The following is a 24,622-nucleotide window of genomic DNA, read 5'->3' on the forward strand; positions in this document are numbered from 1 at the left end:
CGAATTTGCCTGAAGCAGCGGCCATCGAAACCAAGGATCTGGCTGTCGGGTATGCTGGCACCGCCGAGACGACCCGCATTCTGTCCGGCGTCGACCTCAGCGTCGGCAGGGGCGAGTTTCTGACCATTCTCGGCCCTTCCGGCTGCGGCAAGTCGACCTTGCTGCGTGCGGTGGCGGAACTTCTTCCGCCGCTTGACGGGCGGCTGTCGGTGCTCGGCAGGACAGCGTCGGAGGCGCGCCGGCGGCGCGAGGTCGCCTTCGTCTTTCAGGACGCAACGCTGCTGCCGTGGCGGACTGTGAGGGAGAATGTCGCGCTGCCGCTGCAGGTGGGGAAGAAGAGCGTCTCGCGATCGGTCGATCCGCGGCCCGACCACTGGATCGAACTGGTCGGCCTGTCGCATCTGGCCGATCGCTATCCGCATCAATTGTCCGGGGGCCAGCGCCAACGCGTCGCCATAGCGCGCGCGCTTCAATGCGAGCCGGATATCCTGCTCATGGACGAACCCTTCGGTGCGCTCGACGAGATCACCCGTGAACGACTGAACGACGAGCTTCTGGACGTCTGGCGCCGGACCGGCACGACCATCCTGTTTGTCACCCACAGCGTCGTCGAGGCGATCTATCTCGGCGGACGCGTGCTGGTCCTGGCGGCCAATCCGGGCCGCGTTCAGGCGCTGATCGACCTTGCACCGCTGAAAGACGAGCGTGGGCTCTGTCGGCGCGAGAGCCTCGATGTCCAGGAGACCGCCGCCCATCTGCGCCAATTGCTGCAGCAGGGGAGTTCGGCTGCATGATGCATCGTCCGTTGTCATTCGCCGAGGCAATCGGCCTTCCTGTGATCGGCGCCCTCTCGCTGCTTTTCGCCTGGCAATGGCTGGTGCCAGCGCTCGGTATTCCGGCCTATATTGTTCCAACACCGCTGGCGATCCTGCGCACGCTCGGAACGGAATGGCGCTTCCTTCTGTCGAATGCGATCCCGACGTGGGGTGAGGCGGGCCTCGGCTTCCTCCTGGGCAACAGTCTCGCCGTGATCATTGCAATTGCCTTTGTCTATAATCCGCGCTTCCAGGCCGCCTATTTTCCCGTTGTCCTGCTCTTCAACACCATTCCCGTGCTGGCGCTCGCGCCGATCATCATCCTCATCTTCGGCCTCGGCATGCTGCCGAAGGTAATCATTGCCGCTCTGATCTGCTTCTTCCCAACCCTGGTGAATACCGCCCGGGGCCTCAATCTGGCTACTGCGAGCGAGCTTGACCTGATGCATGTGCTTTCGGCGAGCGGGTGGGAGACGTTCTGGCGCCTGCGCGCCCCACGGTCTGCCCCCTTGCTTTTTGCGTCGCTGCGCATTTCGGCAACCACCTGTGTGATCGGCGCGATCGTCGGGGAGTGGATCGGTTCGAACCAGGGGCTGGGCGCTGTCATCATCCAGTCGACATTCAACTATCAGGCGGAAAGGCTTTTTGCCGCTGTCGTGCTCGCCTCTTTCTCCGGCATCGTCTTTTTTGCCGCTATTGCCCAGATCGAGCGGATTTTCCGTCGGCTGCAGCCGGGGCAGAGCTGAAAGCGTTCGATGCGGGCGCCGCAACGCTGACGCTTTCCAGAATATGACAAGGCCTCCCGGTGTTATCTGCGGGAAGCCTTGTCCGTTGCTACTCCTCCATGCTCTCACTGATGTCGAAGAGATCGATGCCATGGGTGTCGAACCACCAGTCGGGACTCATCTCGGAATGGCGTTCACGCAGACGCAGATATTTGGCGCGCAGCCGCTTCTGGCGCTCGACCTCTTCCTTGAAGAAGGGGTGATCGAGCGTGCCGCCCATCTTGTGGATGCGACGGAGCAGTTTTCGCAAGACATATCCCTGCTCCTTATTACTCGGCCGGTAGCCGCTTTCCACGATTGTCATGACTGTCTCGCACAGTGTCCCAAGCGCATCGTCTTGCGGCGTGCCGTTGACGATCATGTCGAGCCGTTCTGCGCCGAAGCCGACGTCGATGCAGGTTCCGAGCGGATTGACGATGTTTCCGATCTCGACGCCATCCTTGTAAAACTCGGTGCAGTATCCGCTGATGCTGCCATCGCTCCACATGCATTCCGGATCCGGCATGATGGGCACGCGCCCACCATAGAGCGGCGTCCATTCCACCAGGCGGTCCGGATGGATCGTTACATGATCCGGCACGAGCCCCAGCGTTCCCAGAAATTCGAGCCAGAAATCGATGGCGTTGCCGACGGTCATTTCCCTGAAGGAGAAAAGGCCGAGCATGGTGAAATGGAGAAGATGGGTTCCGTCGCCGATCTCGTCGAGGTCGCCCATGCGCAGGCAAGCCTGGCTGTTTGCGACGGTTCCACTATGGGAGGGATCGGAGAAGAGGGGCTTGTACTGCTGCATTCCAGCGCTGCAGAAGAGCGTGGTATCATCATGCGGCCGTACGGATTGGATGCGTATGAAATCGATGCCTTTGGAAAGGCAGAACTGTTGATATTGCTGGATCAGGCGTCCCGCGGTGACATAGGCAACCTCCTTCGTTGTTCGTGTGCCTTTGGAAAAGATAGTGGTCTCCGGCGTGCACGGCAACCTGCCGCTATCGAAGATAAGCCGAATGGCGCTCTTGAAGATTGGCTCACTTGAGACTAAATATAGCCTCAAGTGGGAAGGAGCTTTGCCATGATGGGATTTGCAGTCATCGCCGACGTTCTCGGATTGCCCGCCAGGGAACCCGCATCGCGCTCAGCCTTTGGCCTGCTCTCCAGCATTGAGGAAGGCTTGCCGGTCAAGGCGCTTGATCGCATGGCGCTGCTTCTGGCGCCTGATGATACCCAGTTCAAATATAGGCTCGTTCCAAAGGCCACCTATGAGCGGCGCAAGACCAAGCATCGGCTCTCCTCCGACGAGGGCATAAAGCTCGCCCGTCTGGCGCGCGTCTGGGGATCGGCGCTCGATGTCTGGCAGACCGAGACCGAGGCACGTGATTTCCTGTTTCGGCCGCATGCAATGCTGGAGGACAGGCGGCCAATCGACGTGGTCATCCAGAGCGAGATCGGCGGCGAGCTCGTGCTCGATATTCTCGGAAGCCTGAAATACGGCAGCGCTGCGTGAGCGCACAGGTTCTTGACCGCACACTGACATCCGTGCGCATCGGAGATCCCAACGGAAGCTATCCGATCTTCGACGCCACTGGCTCGACCATCGCGCCGGGACGGTGGAACATGTCGGGCAGCCCGATCATCTATACGAGCGAGCACTATTCGACGGCGCTGCTGGAAAAGCTCGTCCATGGCAGCGGGCGGCTGCCGCCCAACCAGCACTATGTCACGATCACCCTGCCGCGTGGGCTAAGCTACGAAGTCTTCTCCGAGCCCGCGCTGCCCGGCTGGGACAGCATGCCGGCTGTTGTCAGCAAGGTTTTCGGCGAAAAATGGTGCCAGGAAAAACGCAGCGCCATCCTGCTGGTCCCAAGCGTCGTCGCCCGAGTCGACCGCAACATATTGATCAATCCGGCCCATCCGGAATTCGCCTCGATCGCGGTAAGCCTCCACCAACCGGTCTTCTGGGATCGTCGCTTGTTCGGCATGTGATGGGGAGGGCCCTTCAGTCAGCGCTCCTGCATCCCCGATCGGGATCACGCTCTGCAGCTCCTTTGCGGGCTGGCCTTCAAGCTGCTGTGCATCGGGCTCCGGAATGGCATCGGTCGCGAGCCCCGGCAATCTTACCGTTGAGGATGCCAGGCACTTAGTAAATTGGGAATCATGGACCGAAAAGAACCCATCGTCCGTTGTAGCAGAATGTACATTGCGCCTTGGCTTGCCATCGCGAACCCTGAAATTCCCGGTTAGATAAAACGAAATTTACTGCGACAATATAATCGCCCCACACGCGGTCAGCAGTACTCCGAATCCGAAAATCATAAACGGAGTACCGAAACAAACCCTTGATTTGTTCGAAACTAGATCTTTTTCGTCGGTTGAATCGCCATTATACAACCTAATCCCGACGTTGCTGTCTAAATCAAAGTTCCAATTATTTTTTTTATAGAATATAACCTCTCGAACTTCCTGAATAACCAAAAATAAAACCACAATCGACAAGATTATCGCGCCGGCAACAACGCCACCGGTATCAAGATATTTCTCTGCTGAAAACATTTTCTTCCCTTTAGGTGCCGCCAGACTGGGTTTCTGCGGTGAGCGCTGCTTCGACTGCTCACGCGTCCGTCTCCCATGGATTGATCACCGCTGCGCCGGTGTCATCGAAATCACCGACATTGCGAGTGACGACAATCAGATCATGAACGATCGCGGTTACGGCGATCAGCCCGTCGATATCGCCACGCGGCCGGATACCGGCGATACGGCCCCATTCGACGGCGATCTCGTCGGTCACCGGCAGGATCCGGTCGCCATGATCATAACGCAGCTTGCGTAGCCACTCGGCGAGATGCGCCGCGGTCTTCGGATCCGATTTCTGTTTGAGGGCAATGCCGCGCATGATCTCGCCAAGCGTCAGCGCGCTCAGGTGGATGGTGAGGGGATCGACGGAGCGCAGCCAGGAGACCGCCTGCGGCGTGCCGCGTCGCGCCTCCGAGATGATGCTGGTGTCGACCAGATACATCAGAAGGCAACGTCGCGGCTTGGCGTCTTGTTGCGTGCTTCGACCGCATCGGCGAACTCATCGTCCCAGGCGGGGCCACCGAGAAGGTCGTCGACGAGCGTCGGCCTGCCGGCGAGCAGGGCGTCGTAGTCGCGGGCCGACAGAACGACGGCCGTGCGCTCGCCACGCACGGTCACCACCTGTGGGCCTTCTTGTCGTGCCTTCTGAACGACCTTCGAAAATTGGTTCTTAGCGTCCTGCAGTTGCCATTCCATCGATTTCCGCTCCTGGCTAGACTGTCTAGCTATGTACGCGCGGAATGCTGGTGCGTCAACAACGGGACGTTCCTGAACATCGGTCTTACTGGAAGCCGCGATCACGCTCTCTGCCGCGGCGAGCGGGCCATCAGCCGGGCATAGGCGATCGCTGAGAGCATGTTGACGTGGTTGGCTTTGCCGGTGCCGGCAATGTCAAAGGCCGTGCCGTGATCGACCGAGACGCGGTCGATCGGCAGGCCGAGCGAGACGTTGACAGCCGTGTCGAAGGCGACGAGCTTGATCGGGATATGACCCTGGTCGTGATACTGGGCGATGACGAGATCGAAGGCGCCGTTATAGGCGCGGGCAAACACCGTATCGGCCGAGATCGGCCCGACCACGTCGATACCCTTTGCCTGCGCCTGCTCGACGGCGGGCGCCAGGAATTCCATGTCCTCGGTGCCAAACAGGCCGTTTTCGCCGCAATGGGGATTGAGGCCGGCGACGGCGATACGCGCTGTTTTGCCGAGGCGCAGGAAGTGCCGGTGACCGGCTTCGATAGTCGCCAGCACCCGCTCGGTCTTGGCGCGCTCAATCGCACCCTTCAGCGAGATATGGGTGGAGACGTGGATGGTGTTCAGCCGCTCGGAGGCAAGCAGCATGAAGGAGCTCTTCGAGCCAGTGAGATGCGCGAGCAGCCCGGTATGGCCGTCATGGTGATGGCCGGCAAGGTTCATCGCCTCCTTGTTGATCGGCGCGGTGACGATGACGTCGGCTTGACCAGACATGGCGAGATCGACGGCGCGGGTGATGTAGCGCACCGAGGCATCGCCGGCGACCGGGCTGACCTTGCCGATTTCGGGGAGGGCCGCGCTGAGCGCGACTTCGTCGACGGCGATCCTGTCGTCACTGAGTGCATCGGCGGGTCCGAACCGCAGTCCGGTGCCGGTGACCCGGTCGGCGCGCTCCAGCGCTTCGACATTGCCGACAATGACGAAATCGCGGCGCTCCTCCCTTGGAAGGGCAGCCAAGGCCTTGACGATCACCTCGGGGCCGACGCCGGCCGGATCGCCGAGCGTTACCGCGACTTTCGCATTCCTGTCCATCAATCGAGTTCCTTCCAAAGACCCGTCGCCTAGAAGGCGGCCGCATAAATCGAGCGAATGTCGGCGCGCGTGAGATCGCGCGGATTGTTATCGAGCAGACGGCGAATGGCAAAGGCGTCTTCGGCCATGGCGTCGAGATCGCTTTCCGGCACGCCGAGGCCGGAAAGCTTCATCTCGATGCCGAGTTCGGCGCAGAAAGCGTAAGCCGCATCGAAGACGGAGGTGACGTTTTCGGAAGTTTCACGCCCAAGCGCTTCCATCACCGCCCTGGTTTTCTCAGGCGCGGATGGTGTGTTGAAGGCGAGAACATGCGGAAAGATCAGCGCATTGGCCGCGCCATGGGCCACATGCCAGCGCGTTCCGAGGGGGTAGGCGAGCGCATGGCCGCCGGCGGTGTTGACCGGGCCGAGGCAGAGGCCGCCGTAGAGCGAGGCGAGCGAGAGGCCGGCACGCGCCTCGGCGTCATTGCCATCCTTGACGGCGCGGGCGAGATATTTGCCGACCAGGCGCGTTCCCTCGATCGCATAGATGTCGACCATCGGATGGGCCCTGCGGTTGGTGAAGGCCTCGACGCAATGGGCCATGGCATCGACGCCGGTTGCCGCCGTCGTGCGGGCCGGGACACTGAAGGTCAAAGCAGGATCGATGACGGCGATATCGGCCAGCATATGCAGGCTTTCGACGGCAAGCTTTGCCATCGTCGCCGGATCGGTGACCAGCGCGCGGATGCCGGCCTCGCTGCCGGTGCCCGATGTCGTCGGCACCTGGGCGAGCGCGACCTTGCGCGGCCCATGCACCTTGTTCGGACCGACGACCTCCCGCAGCGTCTGGGCGGAACCGGCAAGCACTGCGGCGAGTTTTGCCAGATCCATGGCGCTGCCGCCGCCGAAGCCGACGATCAGTTCGGCATCGGCGGCGCTTGCCGCCGCCAGGACCTTTTCGAGATTGACCGTATCCGGTTCAGGCGTCACTTCGGCAAAGACGGTTACCTCGCCCTTCAGCTCCAGCACGTCGATGCGCGAAGCGTTGAAGGCATCGGAGATGACGAGCGTGCGCCGATAGGCCTTTTCATCAGCCCATTTGCCAAGCTTTCCCGCCGTGCCGACCCCGAATTCGATCAGATGCGGCCGAACTATCGTGATCGGCGAATCCAAGCTGGCCATGAACCAGTCCTCCCTGCAAGATCTTGCGGCACTATCGTCGCCCTCTTTAATGTAAAGTTGTAAGATCAATGTCAAGCCGACATTCCAGCAAGCGGAATTTTTTGTCGCCAGATTTGCGATCAATCGCACTTCAAGGCGGCGCTTCCATTCTAATATAGGTAAATATGTCAGTGATTTATGGAATATATCGATGAAAACGGCACGTCAGGCACCGCTGGCCATTATCTTTGCGACGGCGGTGAATAATCCGATTCTGTTGTCATTTTCTTCCGTCAGTCAACCCGCAGGCGTTGTCATTCTACATCCTCTCGTATGCGGTCGGACGCAGGTTTACAATTTTCCGGCTGCCGCTTTGTTCACGGCAGGTATTTGGGGGCGAGACTGATATATTTGATGGCGCGCCGGTAGTAGGTGTAGGCGATATGGAGCGTGCCGTCGCTGCCCTGGACGATCGACGGATAGGAGAATTCGCGGTTCAGCGAATCCTTCGAATTGTTGCTGAGGCAGAAGCCGTCGCCGGTATCGAGGTCGATGCGATGCGGAAAGCTCTTGCCGCCATCCCTTGATATCGCAAGGCTCAGCGGCGCACGCGGAACACCCCAGACGGCCTTACGTGCACTGGTATCGGCCACCACGGCTGTCTCTCCAGCCTCGCCACCGTCGATTTCGTCATAGAGAGACTGGCGCCGTGCATCCGACATGGCGGCATTCGAATGGTTGTAAACCATTGCGATTGCTCCATCATTCAGGACAGTGGCCTGGATCGAGGAATTGTTGTTCGGCAATTCGGCGGGCTCGGGCGCGCTCCATGTCTCGCCGCCATCGGATGATCGGCTGGACAGGATGCTTTCGGCGAAACGGTTGCGGTAGAAGGCGATCATCGCGTCGCCGCCAAGCGGCAGGATGTTCATGTGCACCGCGCCAATACTGCCTGGAATATCGCGCATCTGCCAGCTGGCGCCGCCATCACGCGACACCAGCACGGCTGCCGTATCGGCATCGCCGCTCCAGCGCTGGCCATTCAGGCCGACGCAGCGGAACACCGGAAGCAGCCAGTCGCCTTTGCCGTTGACGACGATCTGTTGTCGAACGAAGGTGCCGGGACTGTCGCAAAGGATACGAACCGGGCCGAAGGTCTGGCCGCCGTCGCCTGAAATCCGGCATTTGACAACTGAACCATCCTGATTTCCGGAAGTCTGCGACGTATAGAGCAGCCATATTTTTCCGTCCGGAGCCTTGAAAATCAACGGGTTCTGTTCGGATTTCTCCGGATCGTCGCTCATCTTTTCCGGCACCGACCAGCGCTCGGAGCCCGGCGCCAGCCGCGACATGTAAATCGAGATATCACCCATGCCCTCCATCGTGCCGCCGAACCAGACGCAGGTTAGCCTGCCGTCGGGCAGAAAAGCGAGATTTGCGGCATGGTTCTGGATGCAGGGGGAGGGCAGATAGGCATCCGCACGACCCTCGACCGTGGGGTGGGGGGCGATGACCCCGGTCATTAGGGCCGGAACGGCTTCCGGAGGCAGGCCGGTAAAACTCATGACGGATCTCCTCAAGGTAGCCTGGCGTAGCTTTCGGCGAGTGCGGCATAGTCGGCATCGCCGAGCGGCATCAACGGTGCGCGCGTGCGCTTCCAGGCGGGATTGCCGGTCTTCAGCCCCACCATCGCCTTGATGGCGGGTATCTGGACGTAGGAATTGGAAAGCGTGCGATAGGCGTTGATCCGGGCCTGTGCCGCCTCGACATCGGCGGCGCGCGCCTCGTCATGGACATGGTCGTAGACGGTGCGGAGCGAATCCGCCACGAGATTGGAGGTGGCCGTGATGCAGCCAGCGCCGCCCGCCTTCAGCAACGGCAGCAGCAGCGGGTCGGCGCCCGCTAGCACCGAGAAGCCTGGATAGGCGGCGATGATCGCCTGCATGTTATTGAAATCTCCGGCAGATTCCTTGATGCCGACGACCGTTTCCGGGAAGGCCGCAATCAGCCGCCCGATCAGCGGAATGGATAGCGGAACGCCTGAAACCTGCGGAATATGATAGAGGATGACCTGCAGGCGGGTGTCGGCGACTTTTTCCAGCACCTGCGAATAGGCGGCGAAGAGACCATCGTCGGAGACGCCCTTGTAGTAGAAGGGTGGCAGCATCACCACCTTGGTGACGCCAAGCGACAGCGCGTGCCGAGTCAATTCCACGGTCTCGGGAATGGCCACAACGCCGGTGCCCGGCAAAAGCCTGTCGGCGGGAATACCAGCCTCAAGTGCTGCTTCCAGAATGGCGCGGCGCTCGGCTCCGGAGAACGAATTGGCCTCGCCCGTCGTGCCAAGCAGCGCCACGCCATGGCATCCCTCGGCCAGCAGTTGTCGACAATGATCGGTGAATAGTGCGAGATCGGGTGAATTGTCTGCAGTCAGCGGCGTTGCGGACGCGCTGAATACGCCTGTAATCCTGTGATGGCTCATTTTGCCCTCCTCGGCGCGTCCTGTCCGGGGATCCGTGTTCGAACGCCCGGCTGCGCATTCGATGTCATTCGTTTGTCGCCATGGAGAGCAAGAACTTTTCCATCGCCGCGCTTTTGTCAAGAAGACAAAACGCGGCGATGCAGCTGCTAAAACCTATCTGTCTGTTATAATTTGTATATTTTTAAGATAAAATATTGATTGGATGAAAATAGAGATTTTTTGTTGACATATTTACAATAACGAGAGAACGATACGGAACGGATTGTGCTGCGCCTGGCAGGTGCAGGGAGAGCGCTGCCGAATTCACTTTGGGAGGAATGCCATGTCTGATCAATCGGATAAAACCAATATATCACGTCGCAACGCGCTGAAGCTCGGCCTTGCAGCCGGCGTCGGCCTCACCGTATTCGGGATGAATGCCCGCATCGTCATGGCCGATGAAGGCCAGGTCCTGAAGGTCGCGCATCCGGCCTTCGACCAGGACTGGTCGCCGCTGCGCGGCGGCGGCAGGACGTTCCGCTGGAATTCGATCTGGTGGGCATCGCCGATGTATTTCGACAGCAAAGGCAATATCAAACCTTACGTCTTCACCAGCTGGGAATCGGCTGACAACACCGTTTGGACGTTCAAAATCGACCCCAAGGCCGTCTTCTCCGACGGCAGCAAGATCACCTCGGCGGACGTCAAGGGATCGTGGGAAGTCGCCTCGATGCCGAACACCAAGAGCCAGCGCGCCGACCAGGTGCTGAGCAAGGTCAAGGGTTATGCAGAAATCGCCTCCGGCTCCGGCAACGAGTTGACGGGTGTCGCGACGCCCGACGATGGAACGGTCGTCGTGACGCTGGCAGCCGCCGATCCGATCTTCTTCATGCGCCTGGCAAACCACATCGCGCCGATCACCAAGGCGTCGCAGTCGCGCGGCAGCGACGGCGAGGAGATTATCGACTGGTACAAGCCTGACAACAAGCCGGTCTTTTCGGGTCCGTTCAAACTCACCAGCATCGACATCGACGCCGGCAAGATCACGTTCGAGCCGAATGAGAACTTCTTCGGACCGAAGCCGAAGCTTGCGCGCATCGACATCACCTCGATCGAGGACAATGTCTCCGCGACGTCGCTGATCAAGTCGGGCGAGTTCAACGCTCATACCGAACTGATCACCTCGACCATCATCCAGGATCTCGGCCCGGAATTTTCCGCCGGCCCGCTGATCCCGACCAGCCAGCACTTCTGGTTCAACATCTCCCGTGCGCCGATGGACGATCCGAAGGTCCGCCAGGCACTGATCATGGCGGTCGATCGCGATGGCCTGTTCAAGGCGTCCTACCCCGACGGGCCGCACAAGAAGGCCGACCAGATCCTCAACGCGGTTCCGGGTGCGGAGAATTCCGGTTTCGAGCCATACCCTTACGATCCGGCGGCTGCCAAGAAGCTGCTTGCGGAATCGACCTATGGCGGCCCGGAGCGCTTGCCGAAGATCCTATTCGTCGGCATCTCGGGGCCGGCCATTCAGGCTGCCGCCCAGTTCATCGCCGAGCAGTGGCGCCAGAATCTCGGCATCACGGCCGTCGACATGAAGCCGCAGCAGGACGCCTATGCGGGTCCGGATCAGAATTCGATCCAGATCTTTCGCGACGACGTCGGCACCCGTGTGCCGGATGCCGTCTCCTATCTGGCGGGCAGCATCGCCTCGACCTCGTCGAATGCGCAAAACAAGCTTGGCGGATACAAAAACGACAAGGTCGACAGCGCTCTGGCCGAAGCCACGACCAAGGCTGCGGATGATCCGCAGCGTATCGCTCTCGCTCAGGCAGCCCAGAAGGCGTTCCGCGAGGATTGGGCCTTCATTCCATGGTATTCTCAGGCGATGTCGCGCTGGGCCACCAAGGACGTCAAGGGCCTGGAAAAGAACCTTGACTGGCAGGTCGTCGAACCCTGGAACATTTCCATCGGTTGATCCGGCGGAAATCGTTCCAATCGGCAATAACCCGCGCGAAGGCCGCAAGGCCTTCGCGCAAGTTTCAAGAAGAAGAGATGCGATCGCAGCCAAAAGCGGGAACGCATCGAACAACAGGTGGGAGGTGGCCTTGCTGCGCTACGTGCTAACCCGATTTGCCATCTGGATTCCGTCCGTTCTGGTGGTGATGCTGGCGGTTTACGCGCTGGCCTTCTATGGCGCCGGCGATCCGATCAAGCTGATCTTCCTGCGCGCGCCGGGCGACGTCGCCTATAATCCGCAGCGCATCGAAGCCATTCGCGAAAGTGCCGGCCTCAACAAACCCTTCATCATCCAGTTCGGCCTTTACATCTGGAACTTGCTGCACGGTCAGTTCGGCAATTCGTTGACCTCGGGCCGCTCTGTCTGGGCGATGGTCTCCGCCGCAGCACCCGTCTCCTTCCAGCTTGCCCTCTGTTCCATCATCCTGACCGCCGTCGTTGCGATCCCGCTCGGCATGATCGCCGCGCTCAACCAGAATTCGCGCATTGACTATGCCATTCTGGGCTCCGCGCTCTTCCTCTGGGCGATCCCGGCCTATGTCGCCGGTCCGCTGCTGATGGTCGGCCTGATCGTGCTGCTGCCGGGTGCGAGCGTGCCCTATGGCTGGGGCGGCATCCTCGATGTCCGTATCCTGCTGCCGCTGCTCGTCCTTTCCTTCCAGCCGATCGCGCTAATCGTGCGTCAGACGCGCGCCGCCGTCATCGAGGTTCTGTCGGAGGATTTCGTCCGCACCGCCCGCGCCAAGGGCGTGCCAGAGATCATCGTGGCGCTCCGCCACATCTTGCGGCCGGTGCTGACGCCCGTCGTCACGCAGCTCGGCCTGATCATGATCACCATCGTCAACGGCGCGATCTTCGTCGAACTTGTCTTCGGCCTGCCGGGCCTCGGCCGATTGACGGTGCAGGCGCTGATCAATTCCGATTATCCCGTCATTCTGGCGATCACACTGATCGGATCGTTCCTGGTGATGGTCTCGAACCTCCTGGTGGATGTGCTCTATCCGCTGCTCGATCCGCGCGCCAACGATTCAAGAAGGAGCCGCTGACCATGTCCGCCATCCCTCTTTCCACCATCGAAACCGTCGAAGAACCGGTCAGTCTGTGGCGCGACGCCTGGTATCGGCTGAAGCGCAACAGGCTTGCCATCTTCGGCCTCGTCATCGTCGTGATCCTCGCCTTCACGGCGATCTTCGGGCCTTACCTCACGCCCTATGATTATCTGAGCCAGGATCTCAACGCCCGCAACGTCCTGCCGTCGATGAGCCACCTCTTCGGAACCGATGATCTCGGCCGCGACGTCTTCAGCCGGGTGGTTTTCGGCACGCGCACCGCTTTCCTCGTCGCCGTCATTGTCACCGTCTTCGCCGTGCTGATCGGCCTGGTGCTCGGGGCAGTCGCCGGTTTCTTCGGCAATCCGTTCGATCGCGTCATCATGTGGCTGACCGACGTGACGATGTCGGTTCCCAACCTGTTGCTCGTCGTCGTCATCAACGCCTCGCTGAAATCGCCGATCAGCAAATGGATGGAGGCGCGTTACCTCGCGACCCTCAATCCCTTCTACCGCGAAACCATGTGGGTGGATTTCATCCTCGTCTTCGGCTCGATGGCGCTGATCTCCTGGCCGCCTTACGCCCGTCTCGTCCGCGCCCAGGTGCTGTCGATCCGCAGCCGGCCCTATATCACCGCGGCCCAGGCGCTCGGCCTGTCGAACTGGATCATCATCAAGCGCTATGTCATTCCGAATGCGCTGGGGCCTTTGATCGTCTCGGTCAGCGCCGGCCTCGGCACGGCGATGGTGCTGGAAAGCGCCTTCAGCTTCCTTGGCGTCGGGGTCAATCCGCCGACACCGAGCTGGGGCAACATGATCTCCGACGGCCTGCGTGTCTGGCAGCATTATCCCCACCTTCTCGCCGCTCCGGCGGCCGTGCTCGGCCTTGCTTCGGTTGCCTTCAGCTTCCTCGGCGATGGCCTTAACGACGCGCTCAATCCGCGGGGCAGCAAATGATGGATACGAAAGACACCGACCGCCTGCTCGATGTCAGGAACCTCACCGTCGAGATCGACGGCCGCAATGGCCCGGCCGTGGTCGTCGATGGTATTGATCTCCATGTCGACAGGGGTGAGACCCTTGGCGTGGTCGGCGAATCCGGCTGCGGCAAGAGCCTGACCATGCTGAGCCTGATGCGGCTGTTGCCGAACAAGATCAAAGTCACTAGGGGATCGGCGACATTCGATGGCCACGACCTGCAGACGATGTCAAATCGCGAGCTGCGCAAGGTGCGCGGCGGCGATGTCGGCTTCGTCTTTCAGGATCCGATGACCTCGCTCAATCCGGTCATGCGCGTCGGCGACCAGATCTGCGAACCGCTGATCTATCACCGCGGAATGAAAAAGGCCGAAGCTCGCACCCGCGCCGTCGAACTCTTGCGTCTCGTCGGCATTCCCGGTCCGGAAGAGCGTCTGCAGGCCTATCCGCACGAGCTTTCCGGTGGCATGCGCCAGCGCGTGATGATCGCGATCGGCCTTGCCTGCAATCCGAAGCTTTTGATTGCCGATGAGCCGACGACGGCGCTCGACGTCACCATCCAGGCCCAGATCGTCGATCTGGTGAAGGATCTCAGGGCCAAGCTCGGCATGTCGGTCGTCTGGATCACCCATGATCTGGCGCTTATCGCCGGCCTCGTCGATCGCGTCGCCGTGCTCTATGCCGGCACGGTCGTCGAGGATGCGCCGGTCGACGAGCTCTATGCCCGACCGAGCCATCCCTATACGCGCGGCCTGCTGTCTTCGATCCCGAAACTCTCGGATCCGCCGGCAAGCCGGCTGAGCTCGATCGGCGGCACGCCGCCGGAGCCTGGCCGCCGGCCGAAGGGTTGCCCATTTGCGCCGCGCTGCCCGCTTGCCGAAAACATCTGTCACGAGAAGGTGCCGCAGCTCGAACCGTTGAGCGGCAGCGCCAATCACCGCGCCGCCTGTTTCGTCGTCCAGAGAATGCAGGAGGCCGCGTGATGGGCGCTCAACCGCTGCTCAAGATCGAAAACCTGGTCAAGCATTTCCACGTCAAGCTCGGCGCCTTCGGCGAACGCTCGGCGACCGTCTATGCGCTCGACAATGTCAACCTCGACATCATGGAAGGCGAGACGCTGAGCCTCGTCGGCGAATCCGGCTGCGGCAAGTCGACGACAGGTTTCACCATCCTCAACCTCTACAAGGCGACCAGCGGCAAGGTCGTCTACAAGGGCCAGGACCTCGCGACGCTCGATGAAAAACAGATGCGGCCCTTCCGCCGGGACCTGCAGATCGTCTTCCAGGATCCGTATTCGACGCTCAATCCGCGCATGACGGTGGGTGAGGCGATCGGCGAACCCATCCTTTTTCATAGGCTCTGCACCAAGGCCGAGCTGAAGGACAGGGTGGCAACGCTGCTCACCGATGTCGGCCTGCCCAAGCGATTTGCCCAGCGTTACCCGCATGAGCTTTCCGGCGGCCAGCGACAGCGCGTCGTCATTGCCCGCGCGCTCGCCTGCCAGCCGAAATTTATCGTCTGTGACGAGGCGATCTCGGCGCTCGACGTGTCGATCCAGGCGCAGATCATCAACCTGCTGCTCGATCTGCAGGAAAAATACCGGCTGACCTATCTGTTCATCGCCCATGATCTCGCAGTCGTGCGCCATATCAGCACCCGCGTCGGCGTCATGTATCTCGGGCGGCTCGCCGAACTTGCCACCCGCGAGGAACTCTTCGACAATCCGCTGCACCCCTATACCAGGGCGTTGCTGTCGGCCGTCCCGGAAACCGATCCGGAGCATGAGCGCACGCGCCAGCGCCAGATCCTGCAGGGTGATGTGCCGAGCCCGCTGAACCCGCCGTCGGGCTGCCGTTTCCACACGCGTTGCCCGATCGCCATGGACGTCTGCAGCAAGATCATTCCCGCGTGGAAGGAGGCAAAGCCCGGCCATCTCGTCGCCTGCCACGCCGTCAACACCGGACAGACCGCATGACGCTGAAGGCGGCCATTATTGCCGATGATCTGACGGGCGCGCTCGATACCGGCACGCCCTTCGTCGAAGCCGGGCTTTCGGTTGCGGTCGCCGTCGATGTCGAGGCCGCAGAGGATGCGATCGCCACCGGCTGTGACGTTGTCGTCATCAACACCGCCTCCCGCGCGCTGGATGAGCGCGAAGCCGCCGAAAGAGTACGGTCGGCGGCAGCGGTGTTTCGTCGCGAGAAGCCGGCGGTCATCATGAAGAAGATCGATTCCCGGCTCAAGGGCAATGTCGCGGCCGAGAGCCTGGCGCTGGCGAAGGCATTCGATCTGAAGACCATCCTAGTAGCGCCCGCCATTCCCGATCAGGAGCGGTTGACCTACCGAGGGTGTGTCGTCGGCCGCGGCATCAACCAGCCGCTACCGATCGCTGAGCTGTTCGAAATCAGCGCGGACGGCGTCGTGATTGCCGATGCCGAGGACGATGGCGATCTCGACCAGATCGCGGAGGGGCATGACTGGCTGACGACACTTGCTGTCGGCGCAAGGGGCCTCGGGGCCGCGCTTGCCCGCCAGCTCGGCGAAATGGGGCGGCAGCCGCTGCCGGAATTTGCGGCGACCCGGCGCACCCTGTTCGCCTTTGGCTCGCGCGACCCGATTACTGCTATCCAGATGGACCGGCTCCAAGCCTCGGGTGTCCTACGCATGGTCGTGGACGCGCCGAAGGGGCAGGTTGAAGTCGGAGAGGGCATAGCGCTGCCGGCGCTGCTGCGTTGCACTGGCGATATGGCGGCCGATGCGGCACTGGTCGCTCGCCGTTTTGCGGCAGGCGTCAGAACGGTCATCGACGACACGAGGCCTGATATGCTGATGGTCGGCGGCGGCGATACGGCGCTTGCCGTTTTCCAGGCGCTCGGGGTCAGAGTTCTGGCGCCCCAGGGCGAAATCGAAGCCGGCGTGCCGTGGTTCGATGTCACGGCAGCCGACGGGCGGCATTTTCGGTGCGCCGTGAAGTCGGGGGGCTTCGGCAAGCCCGATAGTTTGTTAAGACTGGTTCTTTGGAATCGGGCGGCATAGCAAGATACCGCCGGGGAGAATGACGTGGCTGAAGTGAATGGCGAATCTTTGAACGCGGAAGCCGGCCCACCGGGCAAGCCCGAACGCGGCAAGGCCGTCAAGCTGGTCGATCGCGTCTTCGACCAGTTGCTCGAGCGTATCCGCGGCGGAAACTATCCGCCGGATTCACGCCTTCCCGGCGAGCATGAGCTTGCCTCGATTTTGGGTGTGTCGCGGCCGATCGTCCGTGATGCCTTAGCGCGCCTGCGCGATCAGGGTATGGTCTATGCCCGGCAGGGCGCCGGCACCTTCGTCAGCGCACATGGATCGCCGACGACGCAGCTTGCCTATTCGCCGGTGAAGACGATCGCCGACATTCAGCGCTGCTACGAATTCCGCCTGACGATCGAGCCGGCGGCCGCCTATTTTGCCGCCAAGCGCCGCAATGAGCAGGCGATCCAAAAGATCGCCAGCGCGCTTGCGGATCTGCGCGAAGCGACCAGCCATCAGCTTCACCGCACCGACGCCGATTTCCTCTTCCACCGCGCGGTCACGGAGGCTGCCAACAATCATTATTACACGGCCTCGATCGACGCGCTGAAGGCCCATATCGCCGTTGGCATGCATCTCCATGGCCTCTCTTTGCTTGGCCCCCGCCAAGGGCTAGAACAGGTCTACGAAGAGCATAACGCCATCTATAAGGCGATCGCCGATGGCCGGCCTGACGATGCACAGAGACTGATGAAGGCGCATCTCGAAGGCTCCCGGGACCGCTTGTTCGAGGGCAGGGTGCTCGACCTATCCTTCTGAAGCGCGTCCCACAGCTGGCAGCTCGAAATTGCCAGGGAGTTCCTGCCATACCGCGGGATGCTCCTTCGCTGGCAATTGTCAGCCGGATTTCTGCTTCTTGATGATGCTGATGTTGCCGCTCACTTCGAGGATGGCAAATTTTATCTCCGTAACACTCTCAATGCCTTCCTGGCTTCGAGCCGCTTGCATGACGTCTTCCTTCTGCAGTCGGGCGCCTTTGAGCGCGCGCTCATCGTAGACGCCATCCGTCACCAGAACGGTCGGAACGCCATCGATGATATGAGCTGCGCCAGGCCACCACCTCTTCACGTAAGACAGACCGATGTCGGTCGTAAACAGCGTGAGGATCAGGATAACGGCGTTGGTGATCGAGAAGTCATCGCCCAGCATCGCCTGCTGGGTAGTCTCGGAGATCACCAGCACGATGACTAGATCGAACGGGGTCATCTGGGCCAATGTCCGTCTTCCCGACAGACGGGTGATCACAAGCAGCGTGAAATAGATTGCCAATCCGCGTAATACTGCATCCACCGTGCCGCCCTCATGGAAAGATGAACGTGGATTGGCTGCGAGTCTCCCCGCCCATGCCGATAGTGGCGCGGCGAGGGCCGGCGAGTTGCGTTTGCAGACGGAAGACGATCTGTGTCGGTTCTGCCGGGTCGGCAGGAAACACATAGCCTATCCGGCCACCGCGCGCGAAGGTCGCCTTTTGAGGCGGATCGATGCCCTGGACCGAAAAGCCTTGAAGAAAGGCGGCATCGATCGTGAAGACCCTGTCTTCGGATGACGGCGCGAAGGTCACCGTCATGTCCTCGGGAGCATTCCATCGGGAGATGACCGGAAAATCCACGGATCCTTCGGGCAACAAAAGTGTTTGCCGTGAAAACGGACCGCCTCTTCCAAGCAAACCCAGCAAGCAGGTCAGCAGAAGAAGCGTGAACACGATCCAGGAAATACGTTGAACTGCCCAGAAGGTTCGCTGAAATTCGCTGTGGTCAACCACACCTTCCGGCAACGCGAGCAATGTCTGTGTCTTTCCCATGCCCCCTCCCTGTCCTTCATGCGGAGAAGCTCGTTCGGAGGCAACCGTTCCCGGCAATGAGGGGGCCGTTGCCGTGTACATCGGATGGGTTGCAGTCCAGGCGTCTTCGCCGATCAAGGGAACGAAGATCACCCCACCGAGATCTTCTTCTTCGAACGTGATGTCCCCGGTACGGGTGAGGCGTTTCAGGCGCTGCCCTTCACCGCGGCCGACCGGAATGATGAGCCGCCCTCCGAAGCCCAACTGTTCTTTCAAGGCGGTTGGCACCTCGGGCGCGCTCGCAGAAACGATAATGGCATCGAACGGAGCGGCTTCCACCCAGCCTTTGCTGCCATCGCCGACGCGAACGTCGACGTTGCGGTATCCCAGCTTCTCGAACCGTTCCTTGGCTTGAAGCGCCAGCCCTTCATGGCGCTCGATGCAATAGACATGCCTTGCTATCCGGCTCAGGAGGGCTGAAGCGTAGCCGGAGCCCGTTCCGACCTCGAGCACTGTGTCGCCGGCATCCAGATTGGCCTTTTCGAGCATCAGAGCGACGATGAACGGCTGCGAAATTGTCTGGCCTTCGCCGATCGGCAGCGGCGCATCCTCATAGGCGCATTCCTCGGAGCCTGGAGGAACGAATTTTTCGCGCGGCACCGTGCGCATCGCTTCGGTCACGCGTGGATCGCGAATGCCACGGCGCGTAACGTGGTACTCCACCATGCGATCTCGGATGCGCGTCATATCCATGGATCAGTCCCACTGTCGCCGATTGCGCCTTGGGCAAACTTCTGGGTGGTGCAGAATGTAAAACAAGTCAGCGGCTGGCGAGTTCCTGAGAGGAGCAGGTTTTCGGCAAGCGCCAAGGGTATAGCAAAGCGACACGCAAGATCACCAAGGCGAAACATTGTAAACATTGGCATGTCGCAGTTGGAAATAAAATGTCGGCTACACAAATTTGCGGCGTAACGCGTGTTATGGAACTAGATACATCTATGTTATTACAAAGACTTAAGTTCCGCTCTATCCTTCGTAGCCGCATGGCCGCAAAGTTGACGTGTCTTGTTTCTGCAAAGTTGGAATGTCACACCCGCGCGTTGAATAGCACGGCCAGCGATCGAAGAACGAGACCGGCAGCTCGATAGCTCCGGGTCTTCAAATCATGCCTGGAACCAGGTTAGATCAGCCTCCGTAAACGTCCGGACCGAGATTGCCATAAAGCGCTTTCGCGGAAGTCTGGATATCAGCAAGCGTTGCACCAACCTTGGTACCTTCGAAACCCACTGTTGAACTGCACCAACATCAATTTCCCTTCTCCGATCCTCCTATCCAAGCATCAGAAAACTTTCTCATGATTAATCATACTAGCGTCTATTCGATGCCCGGAACGTGTTTTTTCGATCTGGCTCCTGCTGCGGGCGGCGAGCCCTATCGCATATTCCTTTCCATTCCGGCGCAGAGACCGCCAATGGGAGGATGGCCGCTTCTCGTTCTGACGGACGGCAACGCCACTTTCCCCTTCGCGGTCGCCAGCTTGGTCACGCAGGCACCTTATCCGACGCGGACGAATGTCGGTTGGGGGGTGATCGCGGCGATCGGCTACCCGTCCGACGAGCCCTATGATCCGCTCCGCCGGTCTTGGGACCTGGGGCCTCCGCCGGTCAAATCCTATCCGCCGTTCGTTGAGGGCGGTCCGCCGGTGGTCATCGGAGGGACCGGCAAGCTGCTGGATTTCATCGAGAACGAGCTTATCCCGCGGATTGCAGAGAGGGTGATCCTGGATCCGAGACGCCGATCGCTTTTCGGACATTCCTTCGGCGGCCTCTTTACTCTCTATGACCTGTTCGAGCGTCCAGCTCTGTTTGCCGATTGGATTGCGGCCAGCCCCACCATCTATTGGGAGAACAGCGAAATCCTCAAGAACGAGGCGCAACGTCAAGAGGCGCCGAGGAATTCACCCTTTCTGCATTTGTCCGCCGGAGAATACGAAGGCGATGAGCTGGCGCCCTTCCAGTACGGAAACGAGGATGCCCCTGCGCGTCTGGAGAAGAGGAAGACGGAGCGGACCGTCCTCCTGGCGCGGGAGATGGCGGAGCGATTAGACGGCACTGCAGACGGAGTGCGTACGGAATTCGAGCTTTATGCCGGCGAGACCCACATGTCCGTTCTTGCGGCGGCCGTGAATCGTGCGGTTGGAATCGCATTCGCCGTCCAGGATTTGACCGACAGGTGACGCTCTATACAGGGGTTTCATCAGTGAATACGATCCGGCGGTTAGGCGATCGTACTTGAAGTCGGTTCCGGCTGGGGCCGAAATGGGGCACTCCATATTGACAGAATCAGAGCAATAACACATCGAAGAAATGGTAGAAATCTGGCAGGCCAATCATGGACAGGGTAATGGATAGTCTTAAAACGCTGATGACGGACCCTGCAACGCGGGCACGCGTGGACAATGAATGGGATAAGCTGGGGACAGATTTTGCCGCAGCTTATGCCGCGATGCCAGCCAAGTACATGTCGCGGACAGAATTGTCTTTTCATTCTTACGTCAAGCTTTTGGGATTTCTCAGTATCGACGTGGCCTCACTGGAGGCAGACATCGTTGAGATCGGAGTCTGGAAAGGCAAGTCTCTCGCCTTTATGCAAAGGCTTTCGTCACCTTCAACAAAACTCGTTGGAATTGATCCATTCGAACTGCAAGGGCAGCTTCAAGAAGTCGATTATTTTCGAAACATTCTTTATAGAACCTGCATTTTGATAAGAGGTTACTCGCAGAATGCAGTCGAGCGCACGCTGCAGGCTTCCCAACGGTTCAAGATTTTGCATATTGATGGCGGTCATGCGAGCGAGAATGTATGGGCAGATTTCCTTCTTTATGAGCGATTTGTCGTACCTGGTGGCTATATCGTCTTCGACGACTATGGCGATTTTGCCCATTCACCAGAAGTAGGACCCGCCGTAGATCGGATACGTGCAGCGGGCTTATTCGAAAGCTATGATATCTTGGGTCAATTGCCGGAGTACGAGCACAGCTACGTCCTGCGAAAGCGATAGGGCGAGTGAAATTCGCCGCTTCTCGAACGCCAGCGAGCATTCTGTCTTTACCCTCAGCCAGCTTTCGAGCCGCCTGAATTGCCTTAGAAAAGATCTATTGTCATTTTGGAAGAGACGATGAATTCTGTCTTGATGCCGAGATAATCGCAGATTTTCGTGATTGAATTGAATACGTAAGAATCTCGTGGAACGCACTTGCGAATGCCCGAGGGCGTGCCCCGTTTCTCCCAAAAATTATCTATGTATTGGGCGAGATCAAGGCCTTTTTTCCGCTTGTGCCTCTTCCTCTGCACAAGCCTCGCGTAACGTCCGCGCTCTATGATCATGGCAAGTAGTCTGCTTCGGTCGTTCGGAGCGCCGATCACCGCTCTCGCCGACGGAGGCTGGAGGGGGCGTCTCAAGGGGAGAAACATTTGCCGCGCGTATCGATCTGTATCCCGGCCTATAAGCCCGATTTCTTTGAACTCGCCCTGAAGAGCGCAATCGCGCAAAGTTTCGATGACACGGAAATCATAGTCTCTGACGATTGCCCGACGGATGCAATCGAGAAAATCTGCGAGAGATACTCAGGCGTTATCCAGTACAGCCGCAATCCGGATCCGGCCGAGTACAAGAACGTCATACGGCTCGCCGGGCTCGCCGGCGGCGAGTACATCAAGTATCTCTTCGACGACGACGTCCTTAATCCGTTCTGCATCCAGTACCTGCTCCAAGCGCTTGAAGCCACACAGAACAGAGGAACGAAACTCGCGTTTTCCCCGCGCTATTTCATCGACGAGCGGAACCAGGTTACAAATCTCGGCAACGGATTGATGGTCGAAGGCTCGCTGAAGGTGATCGAGGGCCGCGACTTCATACGCATCACTGCCGTCAAGCATCATAATCTGCTTGGCGAGTTCTCATCGGCGCTCTTGAGAACGGCCGATTGCTTTGATGAATCCGGCCGTTTCAGTCTTTTCAAGGTCGTGGACGGCATCATTTCCGGACCGCTCGATCTTTCATCCTGGGTTGGGCTCTCCCTCCGCGGAGCGATCGTCGGGCATCCCATGCCCCTCTCCTATTTCCGTCAGCATTCCAATTCGCAGTCCAATCCAGCGGCCAACCGCTATTTCATCTACTCGATCACCTACTACGAGGAAGTGCTCGATCTCGCGATCGAGAAGGGCTACCTGCAGCCCTCCGATCTGCCCATCGCCTATCGGAACCTCATCAATCACTATTCCTACTGGAGAGGATCGTTCCCGGAACTGGATGAACGGATCGCCCGCATCAGCACACGTCTCTAAGTCCCACGCAGGCGCAATAGAAATCGCAAAGGATTAAATCACGATGGACGGAATCACGGGATCAGAGATGCAGAAGCTCATTGAAAGTGCCGCGGCGTTGCGCCCGGCGCTTGCTGCGAAATCGGGAGTTTACGAACTGAAATTGCGAGCGCTTCTGGAACTCGCCGACGAATTGAAAATTGCGAACGAGTACACCGCCAGTCTGCCGCCGATTGATATCGGCAGCATCACGCTTGTCGACCAGGTTGTCCTGGTGTTGCTCGCCAAGATCGTGAAGCCCCGGAAGATCATCGAGATCGGCACGTACAAAGGTTTCACCACACGCCTTTTCATCGAAAACACGCCGGAAGACTGCGACGTGGTCTCCATCGACCTGCCGAAGGGCCTCACGGCGCATCTAGCCGAGACGGACGAGCGTAGCGCCTTGTCATCCGCCGAGCAGAATGACGACTATCTCCGCAAGCGCCAGGAAATCGATGGCGAGGCCTATCTGGCGTCGATCACCGAGACGCAAAGGAAGCGCCTCACACTCGTCAAGGAAGACTCAACGACGATCAATTTCAAGGAGGCCTTCCAGTCGGCCGAGATGATCTTCATCGATGGCGGACATGAGAACCAGATCGTCCGGGCGGATACGGAAAACGCATTCGGCATCGTCAAGCGCGGCGTCATCGTCTGGCATGACTACAATTCCAAGATCCACGGGGACGTCACCGAGTATTTGGCGGAGTTCTCGAAATCGCAGGTGGTCTTCCATGTCGCAAACAGCCTTGTGGCCTTTGCGTTGGTTAATATAGAGCTCTGATCATGGGTGCTAGCGAGATCAGAATGGGCAGCCTGTTGACGAAGGACGAGTTCCGGGACCTCACGGCATCGAACGACCGGATCGCTTATTCCCACCTTGCGCTCAGGATCGGCATCCATGCCGGCCTGCTTTTCGCGATGGTCCGCGCATGGGAAGGCGGCTATCCTGCGCTTGCTTTCGCAGCCTTTTATCTTAACGCCGTCCTATGGCAGTTCGCCGGCTATGCCGGCATCGGCCATGAGCTGTTTCACAAGAAGGTCTTCAGCAGGAAATGGCTGAACACTCTGTTCTTCAAGCTGTTTTCCTATGTGACCTGGAACAATCCGAGCTATTTCGAAAAAAGCCATCAGTTCCACCACGCTTCCACTTTCCATGAGGATGACAGCGAAATCTATCGCGATTTTCCGCTCGACTTGCTGGGCGCAGCGCGTCTCGTCCTGCTTGATTATCAAAGCCTTTGCAGGCGGATCCTCTATGCGCTCTGCAACGCCTTCGGCTACGAAGCGTATTTCGGCAAAGGCATCCGATTGAAACTGATGCCCGCCGAACGACGCGCTGCGCAATCCGATGCGATCTTTATGCTTGCGCTCAACGCCATCTGGCTGGCGCTGTTTTTCCTTGCGACGCGATCGCCTGCCCTGACGTTCATGTTTTTCATCACACCGTTCGTCGGATCGCTCCCAAATCGTGTTCTGGCGCTAGCGCAGCACGTCGGCCTCGAAGATCACAAGGACGAAAGCGCGCTTCTTTTTTCAAGAACGGTCAATCTGCCGACACCGATTGCATTCTTCTATGCCAACATGAATTATCACGCCGAGCACCACCTGCTGCCGTCGGTTCCCTATTACAATTTGCCGAAGCTGCACGATATCTTGAATGCCAAGCTCAAAGTAGAGCGCGAGGAAAAGGAATTCGGCTACCTCTTCACCCGGGACTTCTGGAGCTCGGTGGGAATATCGGCAAGATTGGAAGGCAATGCCGTGCCTGAATGACAGGCTGGAGCGCTTGTGTGCGCACCAACCTGT

At 59.5% G+C, this 24,622-nt stretch carries 26 protein-coding genes; 16 read left to right on the plus strand and 10 right to left on the minus strand.

The annotated features are described in order from the left end of the window. Nucleotides 1–5 precede the first annotated feature (5 nt). A complete protein-coding gene (locus tag ACS4RR_RS24715) occupies nucleotides 6–794 on the plus strand; it encodes an ABC transporter ATP-binding protein (RefSeq protein WP_260111673.1) in 789 nt (262 codons plus the stop codon). Then, the gene (locus tag ACS4RR_RS24720; RefSeq protein WP_456190291.1) at nucleotides 791–1,561 is read left to right on the plus strand and encodes an ABC transporter permease; all 771 of its coding nucleotides are present in this window, start codon (nucleotides 791–793) and stop codon (nucleotides 1,559–1,561) included. The genes ACS4RR_RS24715 and ACS4RR_RS24720 overlap by 4 nt, the downstream gene beginning before the upstream one ends. Before the next feature lie 88 nt (nucleotides 1,562–1,649). On the opposite strand, the gene ACS4RR_RS24725 is transcribed toward ACS4RR_RS24720, so the two are convergent. Continuing rightward, nucleotides 1,650–2,576 (minus strand): alanine--tRNA ligase-related protein, encoded by a 927-nt coding sequence (locus tag ACS4RR_RS24725; RefSeq protein ID WP_260111675.1) that lies wholly within the window; start codon nucleotides 2,574–2,576, stop codon nucleotides 1,650–1,652. Between the two features lie 90 nt (nucleotides 2,577–2,666). Here ACS4RR_RS24725 and ACS4RR_RS24730 point away from each other — a divergent pair, with 90 nt between their 5' ends. Both ACS4RR_RS24730 and ACS4RR_RS24735 read left to right on the plus strand, forming a co-directional pair. Further along, complete coding sequence (locus tag ACS4RR_RS24730; protein ID WP_170280656.1) at nucleotides 2,667–3,098, plus strand: antitoxin Xre-like helix-turn-helix domain-containing protein; 432 nt, start codon at nucleotides 2,667–2,669, stop codon at nucleotides 3,096–3,098. Further along, a complete protein-coding gene (locus tag ACS4RR_RS24735; RefSeq protein WP_456190292.1) occupies nucleotides 3,095–3,577 on the plus strand; it encodes an RES family NAD+ phosphorylase in 483 nt (160 codons plus the stop codon). Before ACS4RR_RS24730 ends, ACS4RR_RS24735 begins: the two co-directional genes overlap by 4 nt. Nucleotides 3,578–3,847: 270 nt before the next feature. On the opposite strand, the gene ACS4RR_RS24740 is transcribed toward ACS4RR_RS24735, so the two are convergent. From ACS4RR_RS24740 to ACS4RR_RS24770, 7 genes are all read right to left on the minus strand, one after another. Further along, nucleotides 3,848–4,144, minus strand: a complete 297-nt coding sequence (locus ACS4RR_RS24740) for a hypothetical protein (RefSeq protein WP_456190293.1) — start codon at nucleotides 4,142–4,144, stop codon at nucleotides 3,848–3,850. A 58-nt stretch (nucleotides 4,145–4,202) separates the two neighbouring features. Further along, the gene (locus ACS4RR_RS24745) at nucleotides 4,203–4,610 is read right to left on the minus strand and encodes a type II toxin-antitoxin system VapC family toxin (RefSeq protein WP_456190294.1); all 408 of its coding nucleotides are present in this window, start codon (nucleotides 4,608–4,610) and stop codon (nucleotides 4,203–4,205) included. Beyond that, nucleotides 4,610–4,864 (minus strand): type II toxin-antitoxin system Phd/YefM family antitoxin, encoded by a 255-nt coding sequence (locus ACS4RR_RS24750; protein ID WP_456190295.1) that lies wholly within the window; start codon nucleotides 4,862–4,864, stop codon nucleotides 4,610–4,612. Before ACS4RR_RS24750 ends, ACS4RR_RS24745 begins: the two co-directional genes overlap by 1 nt. Before the next feature lie 101 nt (nucleotides 4,865–4,965). Continuing rightward, on the minus strand, nucleotides 4,966–5,952 hold the full coding sequence (gene pdxA / locus ACS4RR_RS24755; protein ID WP_456190296.1) for a 4-hydroxythreonine-4-phosphate dehydrogenase PdxA: 987 nt from the start codon (nucleotides 5,950–5,952) through the stop codon (nucleotides 4,966–4,968). A 29-nt stretch (nucleotides 5,953–5,981) separates the two neighbouring features. Further along, nucleotides 5,982–7,115, minus strand: coding sequence for an iron-containing alcohol dehydrogenase (locus ACS4RR_RS24760; RefSeq protein WP_456190297.1), 1,134 nt, complete (start codon nucleotides 7,113–7,115; stop codon nucleotides 5,982–5,984). 356 nt (nucleotides 7,116–7,471) lie between these two features. Next, complete coding sequence (locus ACS4RR_RS24765; protein WP_456190298.1) at nucleotides 7,472–8,659, minus strand: sialidase family protein; 1,188 nt, start codon at nucleotides 8,657–8,659, stop codon at nucleotides 7,472–7,474. 11 nt (nucleotides 8,660–8,670) lie between these two features. Beyond that, nucleotides 8,671–9,576 carry a dihydrodipicolinate synthase family protein gene (locus ACS4RR_RS24770; RefSeq protein WP_456190299.1) on the minus strand — a complete coding sequence of 302 codons (906 nt, stop codon included), beginning with the start codon at nucleotides 9,574–9,576 and terminating at the stop codon, nucleotides 8,671–8,673. A gap of 322 nt (nucleotides 9,577–9,898) precedes the next feature. Between ACS4RR_RS24770 and ACS4RR_RS24775 the strand changes: the two genes are divergently transcribed. The 7 genes from ACS4RR_RS24775 to ACS4RR_RS24805 all read left to right on the plus strand — a co-directional run bounded on the left by ACS4RR_RS24775 (nucleotide 9,899) and on the right by ACS4RR_RS24805 (nucleotide 17,425). Beyond that, nucleotides 9,899–11,533, plus strand: a complete 1,635-nt coding sequence (locus ACS4RR_RS24775; protein WP_260299869.1) for an ABC transporter substrate-binding protein — start codon at nucleotides 9,899–9,901, stop codon at nucleotides 11,531–11,533. 130 nt (nucleotides 11,534–11,663) lie between these two features. Then, complete coding sequence (locus ACS4RR_RS24780) at nucleotides 11,664–12,620, plus strand: ABC transporter permease (RefSeq protein ID WP_026154671.1); 957 nt, start codon at nucleotides 11,664–11,666, stop codon at nucleotides 12,618–12,620. A gap of 2 nt (nucleotides 12,621–12,622) precedes the next feature. Beyond that, complete coding sequence (locus ACS4RR_RS24785; RefSeq protein WP_130676566.1) at nucleotides 12,623–13,579, plus strand: ABC transporter permease; 957 nt, start codon at nucleotides 12,623–12,625, stop codon at nucleotides 13,577–13,579. Next, nucleotides 13,576–14,583 (plus strand): ABC transporter ATP-binding protein, encoded by a 1,008-nt coding sequence (locus ACS4RR_RS24790; RefSeq protein WP_260299868.1) that lies wholly within the window; start codon nucleotides 13,576–13,578, stop codon nucleotides 14,581–14,583. Before ACS4RR_RS24785 ends, ACS4RR_RS24790 begins: the two co-directional genes overlap by 4 nt. Next, nucleotides 14,583–15,575 carry an ABC transporter ATP-binding protein gene (locus ACS4RR_RS24795; protein ID WP_456190300.1) on the plus strand — a complete coding sequence of 331 codons (993 nt, stop codon included), beginning with the start codon at nucleotides 14,583–14,585 and terminating at the stop codon, nucleotides 15,573–15,575. The genes ACS4RR_RS24790 and ACS4RR_RS24795 overlap by 1 nt, the downstream gene beginning before the upstream one ends. Then, on the plus strand, nucleotides 15,572–16,636 hold the full coding sequence (locus tag ACS4RR_RS24800) for a four-carbon acid sugar kinase family protein (RefSeq protein ID WP_456190301.1): 1,065 nt from the start codon (nucleotides 15,572–15,574) through the stop codon (nucleotides 16,634–16,636). Before ACS4RR_RS24795 ends, ACS4RR_RS24800 begins: the two co-directional genes overlap by 4 nt. Before the next feature lie 24 nt (nucleotides 16,637–16,660). Continuing rightward, nucleotides 16,661–17,425, plus strand: a complete 765-nt coding sequence (locus ACS4RR_RS24805; protein ID WP_170256962.1) for a FadR/GntR family transcriptional regulator — start codon at nucleotides 16,661–16,663, stop codon at nucleotides 17,423–17,425. A 78-nt stretch (nucleotides 17,426–17,503) separates the two neighbouring features. Here the strand turns inward: ACS4RR_RS24805 and ACS4RR_RS24810 are convergent, their stop codons facing one another. Both ACS4RR_RS24810 and ACS4RR_RS24815 read right to left on the minus strand, forming a co-directional pair. Further along, nucleotides 17,504–17,956: a DUF421 domain-containing protein gene (locus tag ACS4RR_RS24810; RefSeq protein ID WP_260299865.1), complete on the minus strand. Its 453-nt coding sequence runs from the start codon at nucleotides 17,954–17,956 to the stop codon at nucleotides 17,504–17,506. A gap of 10 nt (nucleotides 17,957–17,966) precedes the next feature. Beyond that, entirely contained in the window at nucleotides 17,967–19,199 is a 1,233-nt protein-coding gene (locus ACS4RR_RS24815; RefSeq protein ID WP_456190302.1) for a protein-L-isoaspartate(D-aspartate) O-methyltransferase, read from the minus strand. A 601-nt stretch (nucleotides 19,200–19,800) separates the two neighbouring features. Here ACS4RR_RS24815 and ACS4RR_RS24820 point away from each other — a divergent pair. The 5 genes from ACS4RR_RS24820 (at nucleotide 19,801) to ACS4RR_RS24840 (ending at nucleotide 24,589) form a co-directional block, all read left to right on the plus strand. Next, entirely contained in the window at nucleotides 19,801–20,682 is an 882-nt protein-coding gene (locus tag ACS4RR_RS24820) for an alpha/beta hydrolase (RefSeq protein ID WP_456190377.1), read from the plus strand. Between the two features lie 167 nt (nucleotides 20,683–20,849). Continuing rightward, nucleotides 20,850–21,506, plus strand: coding sequence for a class I SAM-dependent methyltransferase (locus tag ACS4RR_RS24825; protein WP_260111687.1), 657 nt, complete (start codon nucleotides 20,850–20,852; stop codon nucleotides 21,504–21,506). Between the two features lie 413 nt (nucleotides 21,507–21,919). Next, nucleotides 21,920–22,792, plus strand: a complete 873-nt coding sequence (locus tag ACS4RR_RS24830) for a glycosyltransferase family 2 protein (protein ID WP_017969158.1) — start codon at nucleotides 21,920–21,922, stop codon at nucleotides 22,790–22,792. 67 nt (nucleotides 22,793–22,859) lie between these two features. Continuing rightward, complete coding sequence (locus tag ACS4RR_RS24835) at nucleotides 22,860–23,597, plus strand: class I SAM-dependent methyltransferase (RefSeq protein ID WP_162116645.1); 738 nt, start codon at nucleotides 22,860–22,862, stop codon at nucleotides 23,595–23,597. Between the two features lie 23 nt (nucleotides 23,598–23,620). Next, a complete protein-coding gene (locus ACS4RR_RS24840) occupies nucleotides 23,621–24,589 on the plus strand; it encodes a fatty acid desaturase family protein (protein ID WP_170280670.1) in 969 nt (322 codons plus the stop codon). Nucleotides 24,590–24,622: the final 33 nt, after the last annotated feature.

Origin of the sequence: Rhizobium zaerense (assembly GCF_051810725.1) — a bacterium.
GTDB classification, from domain to species: Bacteria; Pseudomonadota; Alphaproteobacteria; order Rhizobiales; family Rhizobiaceae; genus Rhizobium; species Rhizobium leguminosarum_I.

Excerpts from the sequence above, each read along its gene's own strand:
- ACS4RR_RS24720 (WP_456190291.1), top strand. The coding sequence starts at position 791 with ATGATGCATCGTCCGTTGTCATTCGCCGAGGCAATCGGCCTTCCTGTG.
- ACS4RR_RS24730 (WP_170280656.1), top strand. The coding sequence starts at position 2,667 with ATGATGGGATTTGCAGTCATCGCCGACGTTCTCGGATTGCCCGCCAGG.
- ACS4RR_RS24740 (WP_456190293.1), bottom strand. The coding sequence starts at position 4,144 with ATGTTTTCAGCAGAGAAATATCTTGATACCGGTGGCGTTGTTGCCGGC.
- ACS4RR_RS24745 (WP_456190294.1), bottom strand. The coding sequence starts at position 4,610 with ATGTATCTGGTCGACACCAGCATCATCTCGGAGGCGCGACGCGGCACG.
- ACS4RR_RS24750 (WP_456190295.1), bottom strand. The coding sequence starts at position 4,864 with ATGGAATGGCAACTGCAGGACGCTAAGAACCAATTTTCGAAGGTCGTT.
- pdxA (WP_456190296.1), bottom strand. The coding sequence starts at position 5,952 with ATGGACAGGAATGCGAAAGTCGCGGTAACGCTCGGCGATCCGGCCGGC.
- ACS4RR_RS24760 (WP_456190297.1), bottom strand. The coding sequence starts at position 7,115 with ATGGCCAGCTTGGATTCGCCGATCACGATAGTTCGGCCGCATCTGATC.
- ACS4RR_RS24765 (WP_456190298.1), bottom strand. The coding sequence starts at position 8,659 with ATGAGTTTTACCGGCCTGCCTCCGGAAGCCGTTCCGGCCCTAATGACC.
- ACS4RR_RS24770 (WP_456190299.1), bottom strand. The coding sequence starts at position 9,576 with ATGAGCCATCACAGGATTACAGGCGTATTCAGCGCGTCCGCAACGCCG.
- ACS4RR_RS24775 (WP_260299869.1), top strand. The coding sequence starts at position 9,899 with ATGTCTGATCAATCGGATAAAACCAATATATCACGTCGCAACGCGCTG.
- ACS4RR_RS24785 (WP_130676566.1), top strand. The coding sequence starts at position 12,623 with ATGTCCGCCATCCCTCTTTCCACCATCGAAACCGTCGAAGAACCGGTC.
- ACS4RR_RS24790 (WP_260299868.1), top strand. The coding sequence starts at position 13,576 with ATGATGGATACGAAAGACACCGACCGCCTGCTCGATGTCAGGAACCTC.
- ACS4RR_RS24795 (WP_456190300.1), top strand. The coding sequence starts at position 14,583 with ATGGGCGCTCAACCGCTGCTCAAGATCGAAAACCTGGTCAAGCATTTC.
- ACS4RR_RS24800 (WP_456190301.1), top strand. The coding sequence starts at position 15,572 with ATGACGCTGAAGGCGGCCATTATTGCCGATGATCTGACGGGCGCGCTC.
- ACS4RR_RS24815 (WP_456190302.1), bottom strand. The coding sequence starts at position 19,199 with ATGGATATGACGCGCATCCGAGATCGCATGGTGGAGTACCACGTTACG.
- ACS4RR_RS24820 (WP_456190377.1), top strand. The coding sequence starts at position 19,801 with ATGATTAATCATACTAGCGTCTATTCGATGCCCGGAACGTGTTTTTTC.
- ACS4RR_RS24825 (WP_260111687.1), top strand. The coding sequence starts at position 20,850 with ATGGATAGTCTTAAAACGCTGATGACGGACCCTGCAACGCGGGCACGC.
- ACS4RR_RS24835 (WP_162116645.1), top strand. The coding sequence starts at position 22,860 with ATGCAGAAGCTCATTGAAAGTGCCGCGGCGTTGCGCCCGGCGCTTGCT.
- ACS4RR_RS24840 (WP_170280670.1), top strand. The coding sequence starts at position 23,621 with ATGGGCAGCCTGTTGACGAAGGACGAGTTCCGGGACCTCACGGCATCG.